Origin of the sequence: Paraburkholderia sp. (genome assembly GCF_035501035.1) — a bacterium.
In the GTDB taxonomy this organism is placed as follows: domain Bacteria; phylum Pseudomonadota; class Gammaproteobacteria; order Burkholderiales; family Burkholderiaceae; genus Paraburkholderia.
This window is the reverse complement of the sequence record NZ_DATJWR010000084.1, coordinates 1-15,840: the sequence shown is the minus strand read 5'-3', so window position 1 is coordinate 15,840 and position 15,840 is coordinate 1. Positions and strand designations below refer to the sequence as shown.

18 protein-coding genes and 1 pseudogene are annotated in these 15,840 nt (G+C 64.6%); 13 read left to right on the top strand and 6 right to left on the bottom strand.

The window, feature by feature from the left end; genetic code table 11:
* Positions 1 to 14: 14 nt before the first annotated feature.
* The 9 genes and pseudogenes from VMJ11_RS06050 to VMJ11_RS06010 all read left to right on the top strand — a co-directional run.
* Positions 15 to 306, top strand: a pseudogene (locus VMJ11_RS06050) (pyruvate dehydrogenase (acetyl-transferring), homodimeric type); the annotation flags it as partial.
* A 287-nt stretch (positions 307 to 593) separates the two neighbouring features.
* Positions 594 to 1,343 (top strand): creatininase family protein, encoded by a 750-nt coding sequence (locus VMJ11_RS06045; protein WP_325617949.1) that lies wholly within the window; start codon positions 594 to 596, stop codon positions 1,341 to 1,343.
* Positions 1,344 to 1,478: 135 nt separating this feature from the next.
* A complete protein-coding gene (locus VMJ11_RS06040) occupies positions 1,479 to 1,943 on the top strand; it encodes a RidA family protein (RefSeq protein WP_325617947.1) in 465 nt (154 codons plus the stop codon).
* Positions 1,944 to 2,433: 490 nt separating this feature from the next.
* Positions 2,434 to 3,846 (top strand): MmgE/PrpD family protein, encoded by a 1,413-nt coding sequence (locus tag VMJ11_RS06035; protein ID WP_325617945.1) that lies wholly within the window; start codon positions 2,434 to 2,436, stop codon positions 3,844 to 3,846.
* Between the two features lie 27 nt (positions 3,847 to 3,873).
* Positions 3,874 to 4,104, top strand: coding sequence for a tautomerase family protein (locus VMJ11_RS06030; RefSeq protein ID WP_325617943.1), 231 nt, complete (start codon positions 3,874 to 3,876; stop codon positions 4,102 to 4,104).
* A 20-nt stretch (positions 4,105 to 4,124) separates the two neighbouring features.
* Complete coding sequence (locus VMJ11_RS06025; RefSeq protein ID WP_325617941.1) at positions 4,125 to 4,331, top strand: tautomerase family protein; 207 nt, start codon at positions 4,125 to 4,127, stop codon at positions 4,329 to 4,331.
* A gap of 239 nt (positions 4,332 to 4,570) precedes the next feature.
* Positions 4,571 to 5,458 (top strand): LysR substrate-binding domain-containing protein, encoded by an 888-nt coding sequence (locus VMJ11_RS06020; protein WP_325617939.1) that lies wholly within the window; start codon positions 4,571 to 4,573, stop codon positions 5,456 to 5,458.
* A 73-nt stretch (positions 5,459 to 5,531) separates the two neighbouring features.
* Positions 5,532 to 5,942, top strand: a complete 411-nt coding sequence (locus tag VMJ11_RS06015) for a VOC family protein (protein ID WP_325617937.1) — start codon at positions 5,532 to 5,534, stop codon at positions 5,940 to 5,942.
* A 144-nt stretch (positions 5,943 to 6,086) separates the two neighbouring features.
* Positions 6,087 to 6,536, top strand: coding sequence for a PaaI family thioesterase (locus VMJ11_RS06010; protein WP_325617935.1), 450 nt, complete (start codon positions 6,087 to 6,089; stop codon positions 6,534 to 6,536).
* 295 nt (positions 6,537 to 6,831) lie between these two features.
* Here VMJ11_RS06010 and VMJ11_RS06005 read toward each other — a convergent pair whose 3' ends face one another.
* Complete coding sequence (locus tag VMJ11_RS06005) at positions 6,832 to 7,743, bottom strand: 2-dehydropantoate 2-reductase (RefSeq protein ID WP_325617933.1); 912 nt, start codon at positions 7,741 to 7,743, stop codon at positions 6,832 to 6,834.
* A 97-nt stretch (positions 7,744 to 7,840) separates the two neighbouring features.
* A complete protein-coding gene (locus VMJ11_RS06000) occupies positions 7,841 to 8,695 on the bottom strand; it encodes an NADPH-dependent oxidoreductase (protein WP_325617930.1) in 855 nt (284 codons plus the stop codon).
* A gap of 325 nt (positions 8,696 to 9,020) precedes the next feature.
* Between VMJ11_RS06000 and VMJ11_RS05995 the strand changes: the two genes are divergently transcribed.
* Both VMJ11_RS05995 and VMJ11_RS05990 read left to right on the top strand, forming a co-directional pair.
* Complete coding sequence (locus VMJ11_RS05995; RefSeq protein WP_325617928.1) at positions 9,021 to 9,881, top strand: oxidoreductase; 861 nt, start codon at positions 9,021 to 9,023, stop codon at positions 9,879 to 9,881.
* 57 nt (positions 9,882 to 9,938) lie between these two features.
* Complete coding sequence (locus VMJ11_RS05990; RefSeq protein WP_325617926.1) at positions 9,939 to 10,328, top strand: nuclear transport factor 2 family protein; 390 nt, start codon at positions 9,939 to 9,941, stop codon at positions 10,326 to 10,328.
* Positions 10,329 to 10,368: 40 nt separating this feature from the next.
* Here VMJ11_RS05990 and VMJ11_RS05985 read toward each other — a convergent pair whose 3' ends face one another.
* Together VMJ11_RS05985 and VMJ11_RS05980 are read right to left on the bottom strand one after the other, a co-directional pair.
* Positions 10,369 to 11,004, bottom strand: a complete 636-nt coding sequence (locus tag VMJ11_RS05985) for a hypothetical protein (RefSeq protein ID WP_325617924.1) — start codon at positions 11,002 to 11,004, stop codon at positions 10,369 to 10,371.
* Between the two features lie 14 nt (positions 11,005 to 11,018).
* Positions 11,019 to 12,413 carry a selenium-binding protein SBP56-related protein gene (locus VMJ11_RS05980; RefSeq protein ID WP_325617922.1) on the bottom strand — a complete coding sequence of 465 codons (1,395 nt, stop codon included), beginning with the start codon at positions 12,411 to 12,413 and terminating at the stop codon, positions 11,019 to 11,021.
* A 256-nt stretch (positions 12,414 to 12,669) separates the two neighbouring features.
* Between VMJ11_RS05980 and VMJ11_RS05975 the strand changes: the two genes are divergently transcribed.
* Positions 12,670 to 13,005, top strand: coding sequence for a DUF4148 domain-containing protein (locus VMJ11_RS05975; protein WP_325617920.1), 336 nt, complete (start codon positions 12,670 to 12,672; stop codon positions 13,003 to 13,005).
* A 121-nt stretch (positions 13,006 to 13,126) separates the two neighbouring features.
* Here the strand turns inward: VMJ11_RS05975 and VMJ11_RS05970 are convergent, their stop codons facing one another.
* Complete coding sequence (locus VMJ11_RS05970) at positions 13,127 to 13,687, bottom strand: helix-turn-helix domain-containing protein (protein ID WP_325617918.1); 561 nt, start codon at positions 13,685 to 13,687, stop codon at positions 13,127 to 13,129.
* 111 nt (positions 13,688 to 13,798) lie between these two features.
* On the opposite strand from VMJ11_RS05970, the gene VMJ11_RS05965 reads away from it, so the two are divergent.
* Positions 13,799 to 14,596 (top strand): SDR family oxidoreductase, encoded by a 798-nt coding sequence (locus VMJ11_RS05965; RefSeq protein ID WP_325617916.1) that lies wholly within the window; start codon positions 13,799 to 13,801, stop codon positions 14,594 to 14,596.
* 130 nt (positions 14,597 to 14,726) lie between these two features.
* Here VMJ11_RS05965 and VMJ11_RS05960 read toward each other — a convergent pair.
* The coding region (locus VMJ11_RS05960; RefSeq protein ID WP_325617914.1) for a TolC family protein at positions 14,727 to 15,840 on the bottom strand (1,114 nt) is incomplete at its 5' end.

Here is a 15,840-nt window from a genome sequence, read left to right as displayed (position 1 = left end):
TTGGGGCGCCGTTTGGTCGTGGATCGTCGTGGATCGCCGCCGCGACTGCGAGCGTGCACGACCCTGCCCATGACCCTGCCCATGTTGCCGTTCTACATCTACTCCTCGATGTTCGGCTTTCGGCGCATCGGCGATCTGATCTGGACCGCCGCCGACCAGCGCGCACGTGGCTTTTTCGTCGGCGCGACTTCGGGGCGCATGACGCTCGGCGGCGAAGGGCTGCAACATCTGGATGGCAGCAGCCACCTCGCGGCATCGACGATTCCAAACTGCCGCGCGTACGATCCCGCATTCGACATTCAGGTTGTTCACTCCGCGCGCGAGCGTTATGGGGGCTTCGGATGCGGGGCTTGCACCGTGGGAGCGCTAGAGCGTTAAGGAACGTTCCCCAATTCAACAATTCACTCTGGTGGCCGGCGCAAGCTCGTTTCCAATAGGAATCGACGGGAACAGACCAAAGGTGTTGCCTCTCGAGCAACGAATCGTGCACATAGTTGCTCTTGCTCGATGCATTCGATGCTGACACGATGCGATGACGCAATGCAGATCGCGCATCGCAATTCAGCCGAAGCCGGCTCAATCGAGGAGGCCTTATGCTCTTACATCTTTCAACCTGGTCCGAAGTTGCGCAGTTCCTGCAGCGCAGCCGTGCCATTGTCGTTCCGATTGGCTCGAACGAACAACACGGTCCCACCGGCCTGCTAGGCACCGACTGGCTGTGTCCCGAGATCATCGCGCGGGAGGCCGAGAAGGACGCCGATATGCTCATCGCGCCCACGTTCAACATCGGTATGGCGCAACACCATCTGGCTTTCCCGGGCACCATTTCACTGCGCCCGTCCACCTTTATCGCCGCGATCGGCGACTGGGTCCGCTCGCTGGCGGGCCACGGCTTCACGCGCATCCTGTTCCTCAACGGCCACGGCGGCAATATCGCTTCGATCGAAGCGGCTTTCTCCGAGATCTATGCCGACTCGAGCTTCACCCGCGAGCGCGCCGGCTTCGCGCTGAAGCTGTGCAACTGGTGGGATCTTGAAGGGGTGGGCGAGTTGGCGCGTACCCAGTTCCCCGAAGGACACGGCACGCACGCTACGCCTTCAGAGATCGCTGTCACGCAGTGGGCATTCCCGGATCGCATCAAGACAGCGGACTACGCACCACCCATTGCGCCTAGCGGGCCGATTCGCGATGCGCTCGATTTCCGCGCCCGTTTCCCGGACGGCCGCATGGGTTCGAACCCGGGTCTCGCGACACCGGAAAAGGGCGGGGAACTCGTTAAGCTCGCCGCACAGAGCCTCGTGCGCGAACTCGCGGCATTCGCCAACGAGAGCGTGCCGGCCTGACGCGCTGCGACCCACAAAACCCGTACTCAAGAGCGGTCGCCGCGTTCGCGCGTGTGGCCGCTTAATCCTGCGCCCATGTTTGCGCCAGGCGCCGCGCCACGTCGCGGCGCTACGTCATTGAAATTGGTAAGCCTCATGCAACAACAAGATTCTTATGCCACGCTAAAGGCGCTCGGCATCACCTTGCCGTCTGTCGCCGCCCCCGCAGCAGCGTATGTGATGTGCGTGCAAAGTGGCAACACGGTCTTTGTCTCCGGGCATCTCGCGAAGAAGGACGGAAAGCCGTGGGTCGGCAAGCTTGGCGACTCCATGACCACGGAAGAGGGCCGCGCCGCCGCGCGCGCGGTGGCCATTGATCTGCTGGCGACGCTCCACGCGCATCTCGGCGATCTGAATCGCGTCAAGCGCATTGTCAAAGTGATGAGTCTGGTTAACTCGGCTCCGGATTACACGGAGCAGCACCTGGTGACCAACGGCGCCTCTGACATGTTCCTCGCCGTGTTCGGTGAAGGCGGCAGACATGCGCGCTCGGCGTTCGGCGTCGCCCAGATTCCTCTGGGTGCCTGCGTCGAGATCGAGATCATCGCCGAGGTGGGTTGAGGGTTGCGCGGCGGCGATCGAGTGCCGTCTCGGCGGGAGAAGGCACGGCCGCTGCCGCTTCTGTCTCGGGGTACCTGTTCAGGTGCCTTTCAAGTACCGCCCATGCCCGCTTGACACGGTTCCGACCATCGGCGGCCGTCCGGCCGAACCGGGCCAGCGATGGGTGAGGAGGGATAGGGTCGCGTCGGCTTGCTTCCAACGCTTGTGAATAAAACGTAGGATTCCTTCATATCCACCCATGCATGGCCGCCTTCCTCTGGCTCTGCCTGTTGTCCGGGCCGAATCTGCGGTTTCGAAGATCCATCATGGATAAAGAGTTGTTACGCGGTGGAACAGATCGGGCCGGCCGCCACGCGCCCACGCGAGTTTCCAGATAGTTCGCGCCTCCGGCTATCTGGCTTGCAGATACCCCTATGCAAACGCTTCGCTTGATTGCGCGGTGCGGAGGTGCGACATTGAGGTGTCGTTTCTCACACAGGACACTCCTCCCATGAGCACGCTCACCATCGCCGAGCGCATCGGCAGGTTCGCACACGATGCGCATGCCAGCCGCCTTACGCCGCCCACGCGTGAGGTGTTCAAACGCAACATTCTCGACAGCCTCGGCTGTGCGATCGCCGCGTTGCCGGGCAAGCCCTTCAAGGCCCTGCGCGAGCAGTTCAGCGAGTACGGCGGGAGCAGCGGTTCGTGTTCGCTGATCGGCGGGGGCTCGACTTCTCCGGATCAGGCTGCGCTGTACAACTCGGGCCTCGTACGCTACGTCGATCTTCTGGATAGCTATATGTCACCGGGCGGCCTTTGTCACCCGAGCGACAACTTTGGCGCCATACTCGCGGCGGCGCAGCATGCGCAGGCGAGCGGCGAGGATTTCATGCTCGCCCTCGCGGTTGCCTACGAAATCGGCTGCCGCATCACGGCCATCGTGCCGGTCATGGCGAAGGGCTTCAACCACGCCATCCAGCTCGCCATTTCGTCCGCGGCGGGCGCGGGCAAACTCTTCGGCCTGAACGCGGAGCAGATTGCTCACGCCATCACCATCGCCGCCGTCGACAATATTTCGCTCTCCTGTGTGCATTCGGAGCCGGTGTCGCAATGGAAGGGCTTCTCGCCCGGCATCACGGGCATGCGCGCCGTTTATTCGGCGTCGCTCGCGAAGCGCGGCTTCACGGGGCCACTGCGTCTTTTCGAAGGGCCGAACGGGCTCGAGCGGATGTTCGATCAGTCGCTCGAGGTGAACTGGGAGGACCCGAGCCTCGAAGTCGTCCATCAGACGGTGATGAAGAAATACTGCTCGCTGATACACGGACAGCCGGTGCTCGAAGCGACGCTAGCCCTGAAGCGGCAACATGGCATACGCGGCGAAGACGTGAGCGAAGTGCTGTGCGACATCTTCCAGACCGGCTATGACATTGCGGGCGGCGGCGGCTTCGGCAACAAGGATCGTCCGCAAACCAAGGAGCAGGCCGATTACAACCTCAAGTATCTGATCGCGGCGGCGCTGCTCGACGATCAGGTGGGGCCGGCGCAACTGGAGCCCGAGCGTGTGTGCGCAGCCGACGCGCAAGCGCTGTTGCGCAAGGTGACGGTGCAGCCCGATGCGGCGTTCACCGCGCAATACCCGCAAGCGCTGAATACGCGTGTGACGATCACGTGCCGCGATGGCCGTGTGGTCAGCAAAGAGCACGTGGGTTTCGAAGGCGGGCTCGACAACCCGTTCTCGTGGCAACGCACGGTCGAGAAATTCCATTGGCTGAGCGAGCAGTATGCCGACGAAGCCCTGCGGCGCCAGATTATCGATCTGGTTTCGACTTTGGACGAACAACCGATCGGGGAGCTCATGCAGCTACTCGCGCAAGTGAGTCCGCAAGCGCGGTTCCCGGTTCGCCATCCGGGAATTCAATAGTCAATCAAGGAGCTTTGGGAGATACGAATGTCCCTCATATCATGCGACATGCGGTACGGAAGAACAGACGAGCAGAAACGCGACCTCGCGGCGGGGTTGCTGCGCGTGGTGAGCGCGGTAACGGGCGAAACGAAGAACGACATTTTCGTCGTGATTCGCGAAGGCCGCGGCATCAATTTCGTAGAGCACGGGGAGCATCTTCCCGAGTATGTGGACGGCGCGGCGAACGACAAAGCGCTGATCGAACGCCTCAAATAGTTCATTGCTGGAGAATCACTGTGCCGTTCATTGAATGCCATATCGGCGCCACGCTGACGCCGGCCCTCCGCGACCAGTTGATGCGCGACATTATTCAGGTCACGCACGATGCCATCGGTTCGGACCCGAAGATCATCAACGTCATACTGCACGAACATCCTCCCGGGAACATCAGCGTCTCGAGCCGCATCAACGGCGAGGATTTCCGCCTGAAAAAAACCGGCTGACGAACGCGTCGCATCGCTTCCCAGGCGGCGCGGGGCACCGCCTCGTTGGCGTGGGCAGCCGTACTTCTTCGCCTTGCCTCGTCGTCGTGCGTGGGCTGTTGTCGCGGCAAGGCGCCAGGCACTTTCGGTGTACGATAGCCACCTTCCCCGCGCTACGGGCGCGGGCCATGGAAGCCTTGGCTGCATGCGTTTTTTGCAAGTTGCGTGAAAGCCGGACAGATGACATCGAGGTGTGAGGAATGGAAGTTGCCGACCTCAAGGTGTTCGAGGCCGTAGCGCGGCATGGCAGCATGAACCGTGCGGCGTCGGAACTTCACACGGTGCAGTCGAACGTCACCGCGCGAATCCGGGCGCTCGAACGCGAAGTGGGCGTTGCGTTGTTTCAACGCAATGCGCGCGGCGTGCGCCTGACGCCGGCGGGGCAGCGCATGCTGCCATACGCGGCGCGCATTGCGAAACTGGTGGCTGATGCGAGGCTGGCGGCGCTCGACGACGGACCGCCGGGCGGGACGCTCGCGCTCGGCACGCTCGAAACAACGGCGGCGCTGCGCCTTTCGCCGATATTGCGGACCTTCGCGAAGCGCTATCCCTTTGTGCAGCTGTCGTTGACGACCGGAACGAGCTGCAGTCTCACCGCCGACGTTGTGGAATGCCGGCTCGACGGCGCATTTGTGGCCGGACCGGTCGATCACCCGGAGTTGCATGCCGAAACGGTGTTCGAAGAGGAACTCGTGCTCGTCACGCCGCATACGCTGCGCTCGATCGACGCACTCCGTTCGGCCCGCGACCTGAAAACCATCGTGTTTCGTCTTGGCTGCTCGTATCGACAGCGGCTCGATGCGCTGCTTACCGAGTTAGGTGTCCTCACAGCGACGCCGCTCGAATTCGGATCGCTGGACGCGATTGTCGCCTGCGTCGCGGCGGGTATTGGCATCACGTTGCTGCCGAGCGGCGTGGTTGCCGCGGCACTCGCGCAAGATATCGTTGCCGTTCATGCACTCGCGCCGGAAAAGGCGCGCGTGCTCACGCAGTTCATCCGCCGTCAGGACGCCTATGTATCGAGTGCGATGCGGGCGTTTGTCGAGGTCGCGCGTATCGGCGAGGGCACGATGATGATCGCGGCGTAGACGGCATCGGGAGGATGGGGATCGACGTGCAACGACGCATCCCTCTTTATGAGTTGACTAAAGGATGAGTGACATGAGTGAAACAGCATTGACAGCAGGTGTGGACCACGTCGGTCTCACGGTTCGGGATCTCGCGCAAACGAGCGCTTTTTTTGTCGATTGTCTTGGCTGGAAGCAGGTGGGCGGAAGGCCCGAATATCCAGCGGTATTCGTTTCCGACGGGCACATTCTCCTGACCTTGTGGCAGCGCAAGAACGCGGAGTCGGGTGTCGAGTTCGACCGAAAATCGAATATCGGCCTGCATCATCTCGCGCTGCGCGCGGCAAATGAAGCGGCCTTCAACGCGATATTCGAACGTGTGTCCACGTGGCCGGGCGTGAAGGTGGAGTTTGCGCCGGAACTGCTAGGCAAAGGGCCCAAACGTCATACGATGATTTATGAGCCCGGCGGCATTCGTCTGGAATTCGATCTGAATCCGGCGTGACGAAGTTCGAGCTCTGGGCTATCACCTGGGATCCCGTTTAAGCACGATCGTTCGAAAGGCGGTAGGATGGCGAACCGGCGGACTTCCCCGCCATCTGACCCGCTAGCGCGCAGCGATGCGCCACCTTCGACGGAGACGGCTTCAATGAACCTCATTGCAGAAATGCCCGCTGGCCTGACTGGCCTTGAACAATTGCAGCGCATGCTGGAATCGGGCCGTGGCCCGTCCATCTGCGAAACACTCGGCTTCGAGCTTGCCGAAGTGGATGAGGGTCGTGTCGTGTTCGCCGGCACGCCCGGTTTGCACGTATACAACCCGATTGGCACCGTGCACGGCGGCTATGCCGCCACGCTGCTCGATTCCGCCTGTGGATGCGCCGCCCATTCGCGCCTGGGCCCGAATCAGGGCTATACCACGCTGGAACTGAAGGTCGCCTACCACCGGCCTTTGACCGCCGATACCGGGCTCGTGCGTGCCGAAGGGCGCGTCCTCAGCATCGGCCGGCGCGCCGCTTTCACGGAGGCCAGCATCACGGACGCGCAGGGCAGGCTCTACGCGTCTGCCACATCCACCCTGCTGGTGTTCGAACGCTGAGGGTCTTGCGCGGCTTGCGCCCGCATCTGAAGTTCGACGATCGTGGGGCACGCACGCTCGTGCTGCGCACGGATGGCATCTCGCACCAGGCGCAGCGTGCCCCATGTATCAATCAGTTCGGACCCCATAGCAATAAACTGTACTTTGCCGATTCGTGCCGGCGCGAGCCGAACTTCTCGAAGGTTGATCCGCGCGAGGGGTGCTTTGTGGTCTTTCGCGTGACGTTGCCGCCGCCGGGCACGTTCGCGGCCCGCGTCTGGCGCAGGCCGCAAGGAAAGACGCTTGCGCGCGAAGACTACAGCGCTGCGTGCGCCTTGTCCTCGATGAGGCGCACGAGCGTCTGCAGCAGACGGTTCGCGGGCGTGGGCACGCCGAGCGTCGCGCCGCGTTGCACGACATACCCGTTGAGGTGATCGATCTCGCTGCGCTTGCCGCGTGCGAGATCCTGGGCCGTGGAAGAGTACTGGCCCGGCATCGTCTGTGCGATGCGGGTCACCGCGCCGTCCATATCGGGCGGCAGCGTCACGCCATCGGCCTGCGCGACGGCCACGCATTCGGCCACGATGTCGCGCATCGCGTCGCTCACGCCCGTACCCTGCACGAGCCGCCCGTAAGGCAGTTGCGTGATGGCGGAGAGCGCGTTGTAGGCACAGTTTACGATCAGCTTGGCCCAGAGGGCGCCGCGCACGTTGGGAGAGATTTCCGTGGGCACGCCCGCATCGATGAGCGTGCGCGCAGTGGCGGCGCCGGCGCGCGAAGGCTCGATCACGAGTTCGCCGCGCCCGTGGTGGCGCACGTGGCCGGGGCCAGCCATTTCAGTGGCGACGTACACCACGGCGGCTGCCACGTCCTGCGGGATCACGCCGCGCAGGCGCTCCGCATTGTCCACGCCGTTCTGGAGCGTGAGCACGAGCGTCTCTGCGCCGAGATACGGCTTGATCGCGGCGCCCGCGCTTTCGGTATCGGTCGACTTCACGCAGAACAGCACGAGGTCGGCGCCGGCAACAGCGGAAGGCTCGGTGCTGGCCGTGAGATGCGGCGCGCCGATGCGCTCGTCGAACTGCAGGGCTTCGAGGCGCAGCCCGTCGCGTGCAATGGCCTCGACGTGCTGGGGGCGGCCGATCAAGACCACATCGTGTTCCGCGCGCGCGAGCATGCCGCCGAAAAAGCAGCCCACTGCGCCCGCGCCCATGACGGCAACTTTCATTTGCGTTTCTCCTGGGTGGCGTGCCTACATCGCACTAATCAATCGGCTTGCGCAGGATCGCGCAGACCCTGCGTGCGCCGCGTCCTGGTCGTGGCGTTCAGCGCAGCTCGAAGCCGAGCGCATTGAGCGCGTCGCGAAGGCGGTCGCGGCCGTGCAGCGACTCGCGGCTGCGCCAGCGCGCGAGCGAACGCGAGGTCCAGCCTGCCGGGCTCAAGCCCTGTGAGGTCTGGAATTCGCCCATTACTTCGTCATACTGATTGATTGCGGCTGTCTGCGAGTGCGCGTCGTATTGCTCGCGATGGAGCACGACCGCTTGCGGCAAACGCGGTTTCACCTGCGTCGTGCTCGCTTCGTCGGCGTAGCCCACGCACAGGCCGAATACAGGCAGCACGCGCGGCGGCAGGCCGAGTTCCGCGGCCACCTGCTCGGGCTGGTTGCGGATCCCGCCGATATACACGGCGCTCATGCCGAGCGATTCAAGTGCGACTACCGCGTTCTGCGCGGCGAGCGCCGCATCGATCATGCCGACGAACAGCGTTTCCATGTAATGCAGCCCTTCGACGCTCGTGCCGCTGCGCGCGCCGGCGGCTTCGAGGCGCGCGAGGTCTGCGAGCCACACGAGAAAGAGCGGCGCCTTGCGAACGTGCGACTGGCCGCCCGCGAGTTCGGCGAGGCGCCCCTTGCGCTCGGGGTTTTCGACTGCGACCACGCTCCATGTCTGCAGGTTGGACGAGGTCGAAGCGGATTGCGCGGCGGCGATCAGCGTCTGCAGCGTGCCCTCGGGCAGCGGACGATTGGCGTAGTTGCGCACTGAGCGATGCGCGAGCAGCGTATCGAGTGTTTCGTTCCAGGCGGGCAGCGGCGCGGACCAGGGCGTGCCGTAACGCGCTTCGAGAGCGCGCGCGGCTTCGGCGATATCGGCGGGGCGCTGGGGCTCGGCGACGGTGGACATCGGGGTTCTACTCCGGGCAGTGGCGGGTGAATCGGGGCGCGCACGCAGCGACTGCTGCGCAAGCGCCGTATGGTACATGGGTCGGCGCGATTGGTGCTGAATATGGGCTGACTAATGGTGACTAACGGTGACTGGTGCTGACTGGCATTTGATAGGTGCCGGCATCCGGCGCGCTGCGCGAATGGCGTTCCAGCAAACTTCGGGTGTGCCCGCTATGATCTGCTTTTGTGTCCGCGTTCGAGCTGGTTCCGCAAGGCGGTGCCTGCTTTGCGCATTCGACCCACTGCGGTAGCCGTGTCTGCCGCTTCTTTCGGGAGGCCATCCCATGTCCGTTGAATCTCCGAATGCGTTGCCGGTCTGGTTCGTGACCGGCTGTTCGACCGGGTTTGGCCGCGAGCTTGCGCTCGCGGTGCTCGCGCGCGGTTGGCGCTGCGTGGCGAGCGCGCGCAACAAGGCGTCGCTCGACGATCTCGCGCCCGATGCTGGTGACTGTCTGCTGCGCGTCTCGCTCGACGTGACCGACGCTGCGCAGATCGACGCCGCCGTTGCGGCCGCGCAAAAGCAGTTCGGCGCCATCGACGTGCTCGTCAACAACGCGGGCTACGGTTACCAAAGCTCGATCGAAGAGGGCGAGGAGCGCGAGATCCGCGCGCAATTCGATGCAAATACATTCGGTCTTTTCGCGCTCACGCGTGCGGTGCTGCCCGGCATGCGCCCGCGCCGCAAGGGGCATGTGATCAACATAACTTCGGTGGCGGGGCTCGTGGGTTTTCCCGGTTCGGGCTACTACGCCGCATCGAAACACGCTGTTGAAGGCTTCTCCGATGCGTTGCTGGCGGAAGTCGGGCCGCTCGGCATCAAGGTGACCTGCGTGGAGCCGGGGCCGTTTCGCACGGACTGGGCAGGCCGCTCGCTCGTGCAGACGCCGAGCCGTATCGACGATTACGCGCAAACGGCCGGCGCGCGCATGCAGCGCACGGCCGAGGGCAGCGGCCATCAGCCCGGCGACCCGGCGCGCGCGGCGCAGGCGATGATACGTCTCACCGAGGCGGAGAAGCCGCCACGCCATCTCGTGCTCGGGGCGTTCGGCGTGGATGCGGTAGCGAACCGCTTGCGCGCGGCGCTGGCGGATATCGAGGCGTGGCGCGAAGTGAGTCTCGGGGCGGACTATCCGGCCGGCGAGTGAGATTGACTCTGGGCGTATGCTTGCCCGTCCCGTTACCTTTCGAATGGATCGCGCAGAATGACTGAAAAGAAACATGCCCCCGAAGCGCCCGAATTTCCCGTACAACAGCAACTCGATGCGTACAACGCACGCGACATCGAAGCATTCATGCAATGGTGGGCGGACGACTGCGAGTACTACGAGTTCCCCTCCCGCTTGCTCGCACGAGGCGCCGCGCAGGTTCGCGAGCGCCATGTCGCCCGCTTTCGGGAGCCGAATCTGTTCGGCGAGCTCGTTCACCGTGCTGCGATCGGGAACATCGTCATCGATCAGGAACGGGTGACACGCACGTTCCCGGAAGGACCCGGCGAGATCGATGTCTTTGCGATCTACGAGGTCGTCGACGGCAAGATTGCGAAAGCATGGTTCAAGATGGGCATGCCGCGACTGCAAGGCGGGGAAGGATAGCGCGTTAGCGGCTTCGTTGTGGGCGCAACGAGCCGGCCGCTCACGCCGTTGCGATCATCAGCGTTCCCGTGGCGACGAGCGCGCCGCGCCAGAGCCAGTCGAAGTTGATCCATCCGCGCCTCAGCACGCCAAGCCCGAGGTACTCATAGGCAAGCAGCGCGATCGCGGCCGTGGTGGCGAGCGTCGTGAGCGTGTGCAGGACCGTGAACGCGAAGGAAATTTCAAGCGGGTTCGCCGCTGCTGCGCTCCCGCCCCCGCATAGCGGCAGCATGGCCGGCATCAGCATCAGTCCTGCGCCGTGCACTGTCGCCATCAAGGCAGACCACGCGGCGAGCCCGGCAAAGCCCACGGTCATCCCCACGCGTGCTCGGTGCTTGTGCGCGTACACATGCTGCCACGCGGCCCAGCCGATCAGAAGCGCACCCAAGCCGCAATGCAGCGCGCCGGCCGGCAGTTGCGCGCCAAGCGCCGCCGTGGAGCTTGTGAACAGCAGAATCGAGGCGGCATGACCGAGCGCGATAGGCGGGAGTGCCAGCAAGAGCGCGGCGCGGCTGCCGCGCTGCAGGCCGAGCGCGGTTGCGAAAAGCCAGCCCATCGCGGGGTTCGCGCCGTGAAAGACGCCGCTGCCCGCTACCGCCGCCCAGGTGGCCCAGTGCGCGCCGAACAAGCCGTCCATGCGAAGCTCCGTGGCTATGGATAGCAGAACGAATCAGAAGAGCAGTCGCCGCCTTCGAGCCGGATTTGGTGCGGGCGGTGCGACTTCGGCCATTCGATGAAGAAGCGTTCGTCGAACGCGATGCCGCCCTCGGGCGCGGTATCGAGCTTGACCATCCAGCCGTCAATGCCTTCGGGATAGAACTGCGGATCGATCGCGCCATACAGCGAGTTGGTGAAATAGACGCGCCGGCCATCGCGGCTCACTTCCACCATTTGCGGGCCGCCGTTCAGGGCGCGCTCTGGCGCGCGCGGGTGTGCCGCACGCGCCACGATGCCGCCGATACGTACGCAACCGGTGAGGTGAGGATGTTCGGGATCCGAAACATCATACTGGCGCAGGTCACCCGTGCCCCAGCACGCCACGTAGAGAAAGCGGTCGTCGAGCGAGAGCGCGATATCGGTGACGAGCGGCGGGACGGCCGCAAAGCCTTTGAGCAGTGGCGGCAGATGCTCGGGGTCGGCGGGCTCGGCCGGAATCTCGATGATCTTGCGCGCGGCCCATTGCTCGCCGTCGCGATACCACTGCCAGATCGAGGCGGAGAGGTCCTTCAAGCTGATCACCGAATTCACGAACCCATAGGGCCGCGTGGGGTTGTGCGCGGGGCGCAGCTCGAACACGAGTTGGTTCTCCGCGCCGAAATCGAGCACCTGCTTGTGCTGCCGGGTGTGCAGATCCCAGAAGTGCAGGCGATGTCCATAGTGGCCGCCGAGCAGCACTTCGGGCACGAGCCCGTTTTCGAAGGCCGCGGGCAGGCCCCATTCGCTCGTCACGAGCGTGTCATAGCCGAGGTGCCACCAGCCGTCGTAGGCGAGTTGCTGCGGGCCACGGTCGATCTCCCACTGGCCGAGAATGTCGAAGCTCTCGTGGTCCATCAGGAAGATGCCGCCGGGTGCCTCGCCTTGCGCATTCGCGAGCGCGGTCACATAAATGCCATCGGGCCCGCAATGCACCGTGTGGGGCCGCGTATAGCCCGCACGCTGCGCGACGCTTTCGGGCTCGTGCACGCGTGTGATGTGCGGCCGGCGCGCATCGGGCTTCGTATCGACGATATGGATGCGCGAAGAGCGCAGCCCGGGCACCACAAGATAGCGGCGTTCGGTATGCGCGTGCGGTGCATTGGGGCACAGGCATGAGCTGCAGGCGTTCCAGCCGAAGTGATGGAGCTCGTCGCCTGTGTTGGGCATCGGCAGGCGGTGCACGATGCGGCCGAATTCCGCCGAGTGCGGGTCCAGATCGACCACGTCCAGCGAATCGGGCACGCTGCGCGTTGGGTCGAAGCTCGCAACGTACGCCAGCATTTCGGGCGGAGCGTCTCCCGCCATGCGAGCAGATGGGTAGAAGGTCGGATCCGGTTGCCAGGTCGCCATTGCTGCCCCCTCATCGAAGATTCGAATAAGAGGCCCTATCATGCACCAGAGCATGGCGCTGCGGTACGTGTGCGCCCCATATTCCATGCGGATAGAAGCTTATGCATTCGGGCAATGAGGCGTGGATTAGGTGATCTGCGAAAACAGTGAATTCGTGTTCGATGCATTTATCCGCAGGGCCCGACTACCTAGACTTGTGCTCAACGGATGCAGACAAGCAACTGCACCGGCCCTATCAAGTTACCGGAGGTTAGTCATGAAATCATTCATCAAGGCCGTTGCGTTCGCTGCCGTGCTCGCAGTGCCGGCCCTATCTTTCGCTCAGTCGCAAGGCAACAATGGCCCCGTGACGCGCGCCCAGGTGCGCAATGAACTCGCGCAACTCGAGGCGGCCGGCTATCGCCCGTCCGTGAACGACATCTACTATCCCGACGATCTCCAGAAAGCCCAGGCGCGCGTGAATGCGGAAAATGGCGCGGCCGTCGCGCAGACAAGCGGCTATGGTGGGGCCACGAACGGCTCATCGCAAAGCGGCTCGCGTACCGACGGAGCGGTCAGCAGCTACTCGCCGCCGGTGTATAACGCGCACTGAGTTGCACGCGGGCTCGCGTTTGTTCGCATGACTGATTGAAACTACGCAGGGCCAGCGACGGATTCACGCCCGCGGTCGCGCTACGGCGCGCCGCGGGCGTGCTCGTTTTTGGCGGGCGGCGTCAGCCGCGCTTCGCCGCTTCATGCTCAACGATCCACGCGCGCGTGGCTGTGAGGATCTCATCCGATAACATGGGGTCGTCGCACAGGCGCGCGAGCACGACCGCACCCACCATCGCGGCCCAGCCGCCAATCGCGGCCTGCCGCGCTGTGGCGGCATTGGCCGTTTTCATGCCCGCGCTGAAGCGCGCGATCTGACGCTCGATGCCCGACGCCATTGCCGCGCGGGCCTCAGGTGTTTGCCGTACCGTTTCGGCGCCGAGCGCCGCCATGGGGCATCCGTCCGCCACGTTGTCGCGATGCTCCGGCGAAAGGTAGCTTGCCGCGTAGCGCGCGAGATCGGAAGCGCCGCCTTCGCCCTCGGCGAACACGTGGGCGAGGGTTTGCTCGATCAACTCGTCTTTCGACTTGAAATAGCCATAGAAGCCGCCGTGCGTGAGCCCGGCGGCGTTCATTACGTCCGCGACCGTCACCGCGTCGTAGCCGCGCTCGCGAAAGAGGCGGCTAGCAGCCTTCAGGATTGCCTGGCGGTTGATCGCCACCTGCTCGCGACTGACCCTCATTGTTTTCTCCACGTTTGCATCGACTGGTGCTTGACATTATACATGATGGTCATCATCATTGCGTTTACATGATGTTCGTCATGTAAATGGAAACCAAAAGGAGAAACTTCGATGTCTGCTCAAGCTGCTGTGCTGATCACTGGTGCATCCACGGGTATCGGCGCCGTATATGCCGATCGTTTCGCCGCGCGAGGGCACGATCTCGTGCTGGTGGCGCGCGACCAGGCCCGCATGGAAGAACTCGCCGCGCGGCTGCGTGAGCGCGATGGCGTGAGCGTGGATATCCTGCGCGCCGATCTCGCTTCGCGTGCCGACCTGGCTCAAGTCGAGTCGCGGCTTGTCGAAGACACGCGCATTGGCGTGCTCGTCAATAATGCCGGGGCGAGCTCGCCAGGCACGTTCGTCGAGCAGGGTCCCGAGGCGGTGGGCGGTATCGTCGATCTCAACGTCACCGCGCTTGCGCGTCTTGCTGCCGCCGTGGGACCGCGCTTCGCGCGCGAGGGCAGGGGGGCGATCGTGAACATCGGCTCTGTCGTGGGCCTTGCGCCCGAGTTCGGCATGAGCGTGTATGGGGCGACCAAGGCGTTCGTGCTGTACCTTTCGCAGGCACTGCATCTGGAACTCGGTCCGAAGGGCGTGTATGTGCAGGCCGTTCTGCCTGGCGCCACGCGTACCGAAATCTGGGCGCGCGCCGGCAAAGACGTGAACGCGTTGCCGGCGGTGATGGAAGCGGGAGATCTCGTCGATGCGGCACTCGTGGGCTACGACCGGCGCGAGACCGTGACGATCCCGCCGCTGCCCGACGCGCAGCAGTGGGCCGATTTCGATGCCGCACGTTTCGCGATGTTCGCGAACTTCGGGCAGTCGCAGCCGGCGCAGCGGTATCGGGAAGCGCGCGAAGCCGTGTGATTCGCTGCTTCGCGTAGCGGGCGGCGCTGGCATTTGGCGCGCCCGATACAAAGGATCGCGCGCGCCAGCGCGCCATGCCGCAATACGGCGTGGTGCGCTGAACGCAAGCGCGCTCAGCTTGCGGCGCTCGTCAGTTCGCGTTCGCCGGAACGGCAGCCGGTGCGGCCGGCTGATTGGCGCTTTGCGCGCCTTCCGTCGGGTTCGTCAGCCGTGTGCCTTCCCAGCCGCCGCCGAGCGCGAGGAATAGCCGCACCTGATCGAGCGCCACCTGGCTTTCGGCCGCCGCGAGCTGCGCGTGCACGCTGGTGAGCGTGCGCGTGGCGTCGAGATCGGAGAGGAACGATTCGCGGCCCGCCGCATAGAGACGGTGCGTTTCGTCCGCCGATTCCCTGGCGGACTCGTAGGCCGTACGCAGCGAATCGGCGCGCTGATCGTCGGCCGCGTAGGTGGCGAGGCTCGACTGCGTTTCGCGCAGTGCGTTGAGCACCACGCCGTCGAAGTGCGCGAGCGCGCCGCCCGTCGCGGCCTCGGCCGCGCGCACGCGGGCGCGCTGGCCGTTGGCCGGGAAGGTCCAGTTGATCAGGGGTCCGAACGACCAGGCATTGGTTTTGGGCGAGAACAGGTCGCCGGTCAAGCCCACCGTGCCCACGCCCGCGCCGAAGCTGATGTCGGGATACATCTCGGCGATCGCCACGCCGATGCGCGCAGTCGAAGCCGCGAGCTGGCGCTCGGCCTCGCGCACGTCGGGGCGGCGCTTGAGCAGCGTGGCGCCGTCGCCTACGGGAATCGGCTGCTTGAGTTTCGGCAGGCGGTTGCATGCGAGCGCGGCCGGCGGCAGGTCCTTGGGCGAGCGCGCGAGCAGCATGGCGAGTTGATATTGGGCCACGCGGCGCCGGCCCTCGAAGCGCGGGATATCGGCGGCGAGCGTATCGACCTGGGTTTGCCCGCGCGTCACGTCGGGCTGGTTGCCGCGGCCGGCGTCGCGCAGGCGCTTCGTGAGCGCCACGCGCTCTTGTTGCAGCTTGAGCGATTCCTGCGCGATGGCGAGTTCCTCGGCGGCCGAGCACGACTCGACGTACGCCTGCACCACGTCGGCCACCACGGTGATGCGCGCGAGGTCGGCGGCGGCTTCGACGGCCTCGTCGTCGGCGCGCGCGGCTTCCACGCCGCGCCGCAGCTTGCCGAAGAGATCGAATTCATACGAAACGTTGACGCCAAGGTCGCCCAGGTTCGCCACGGGCACC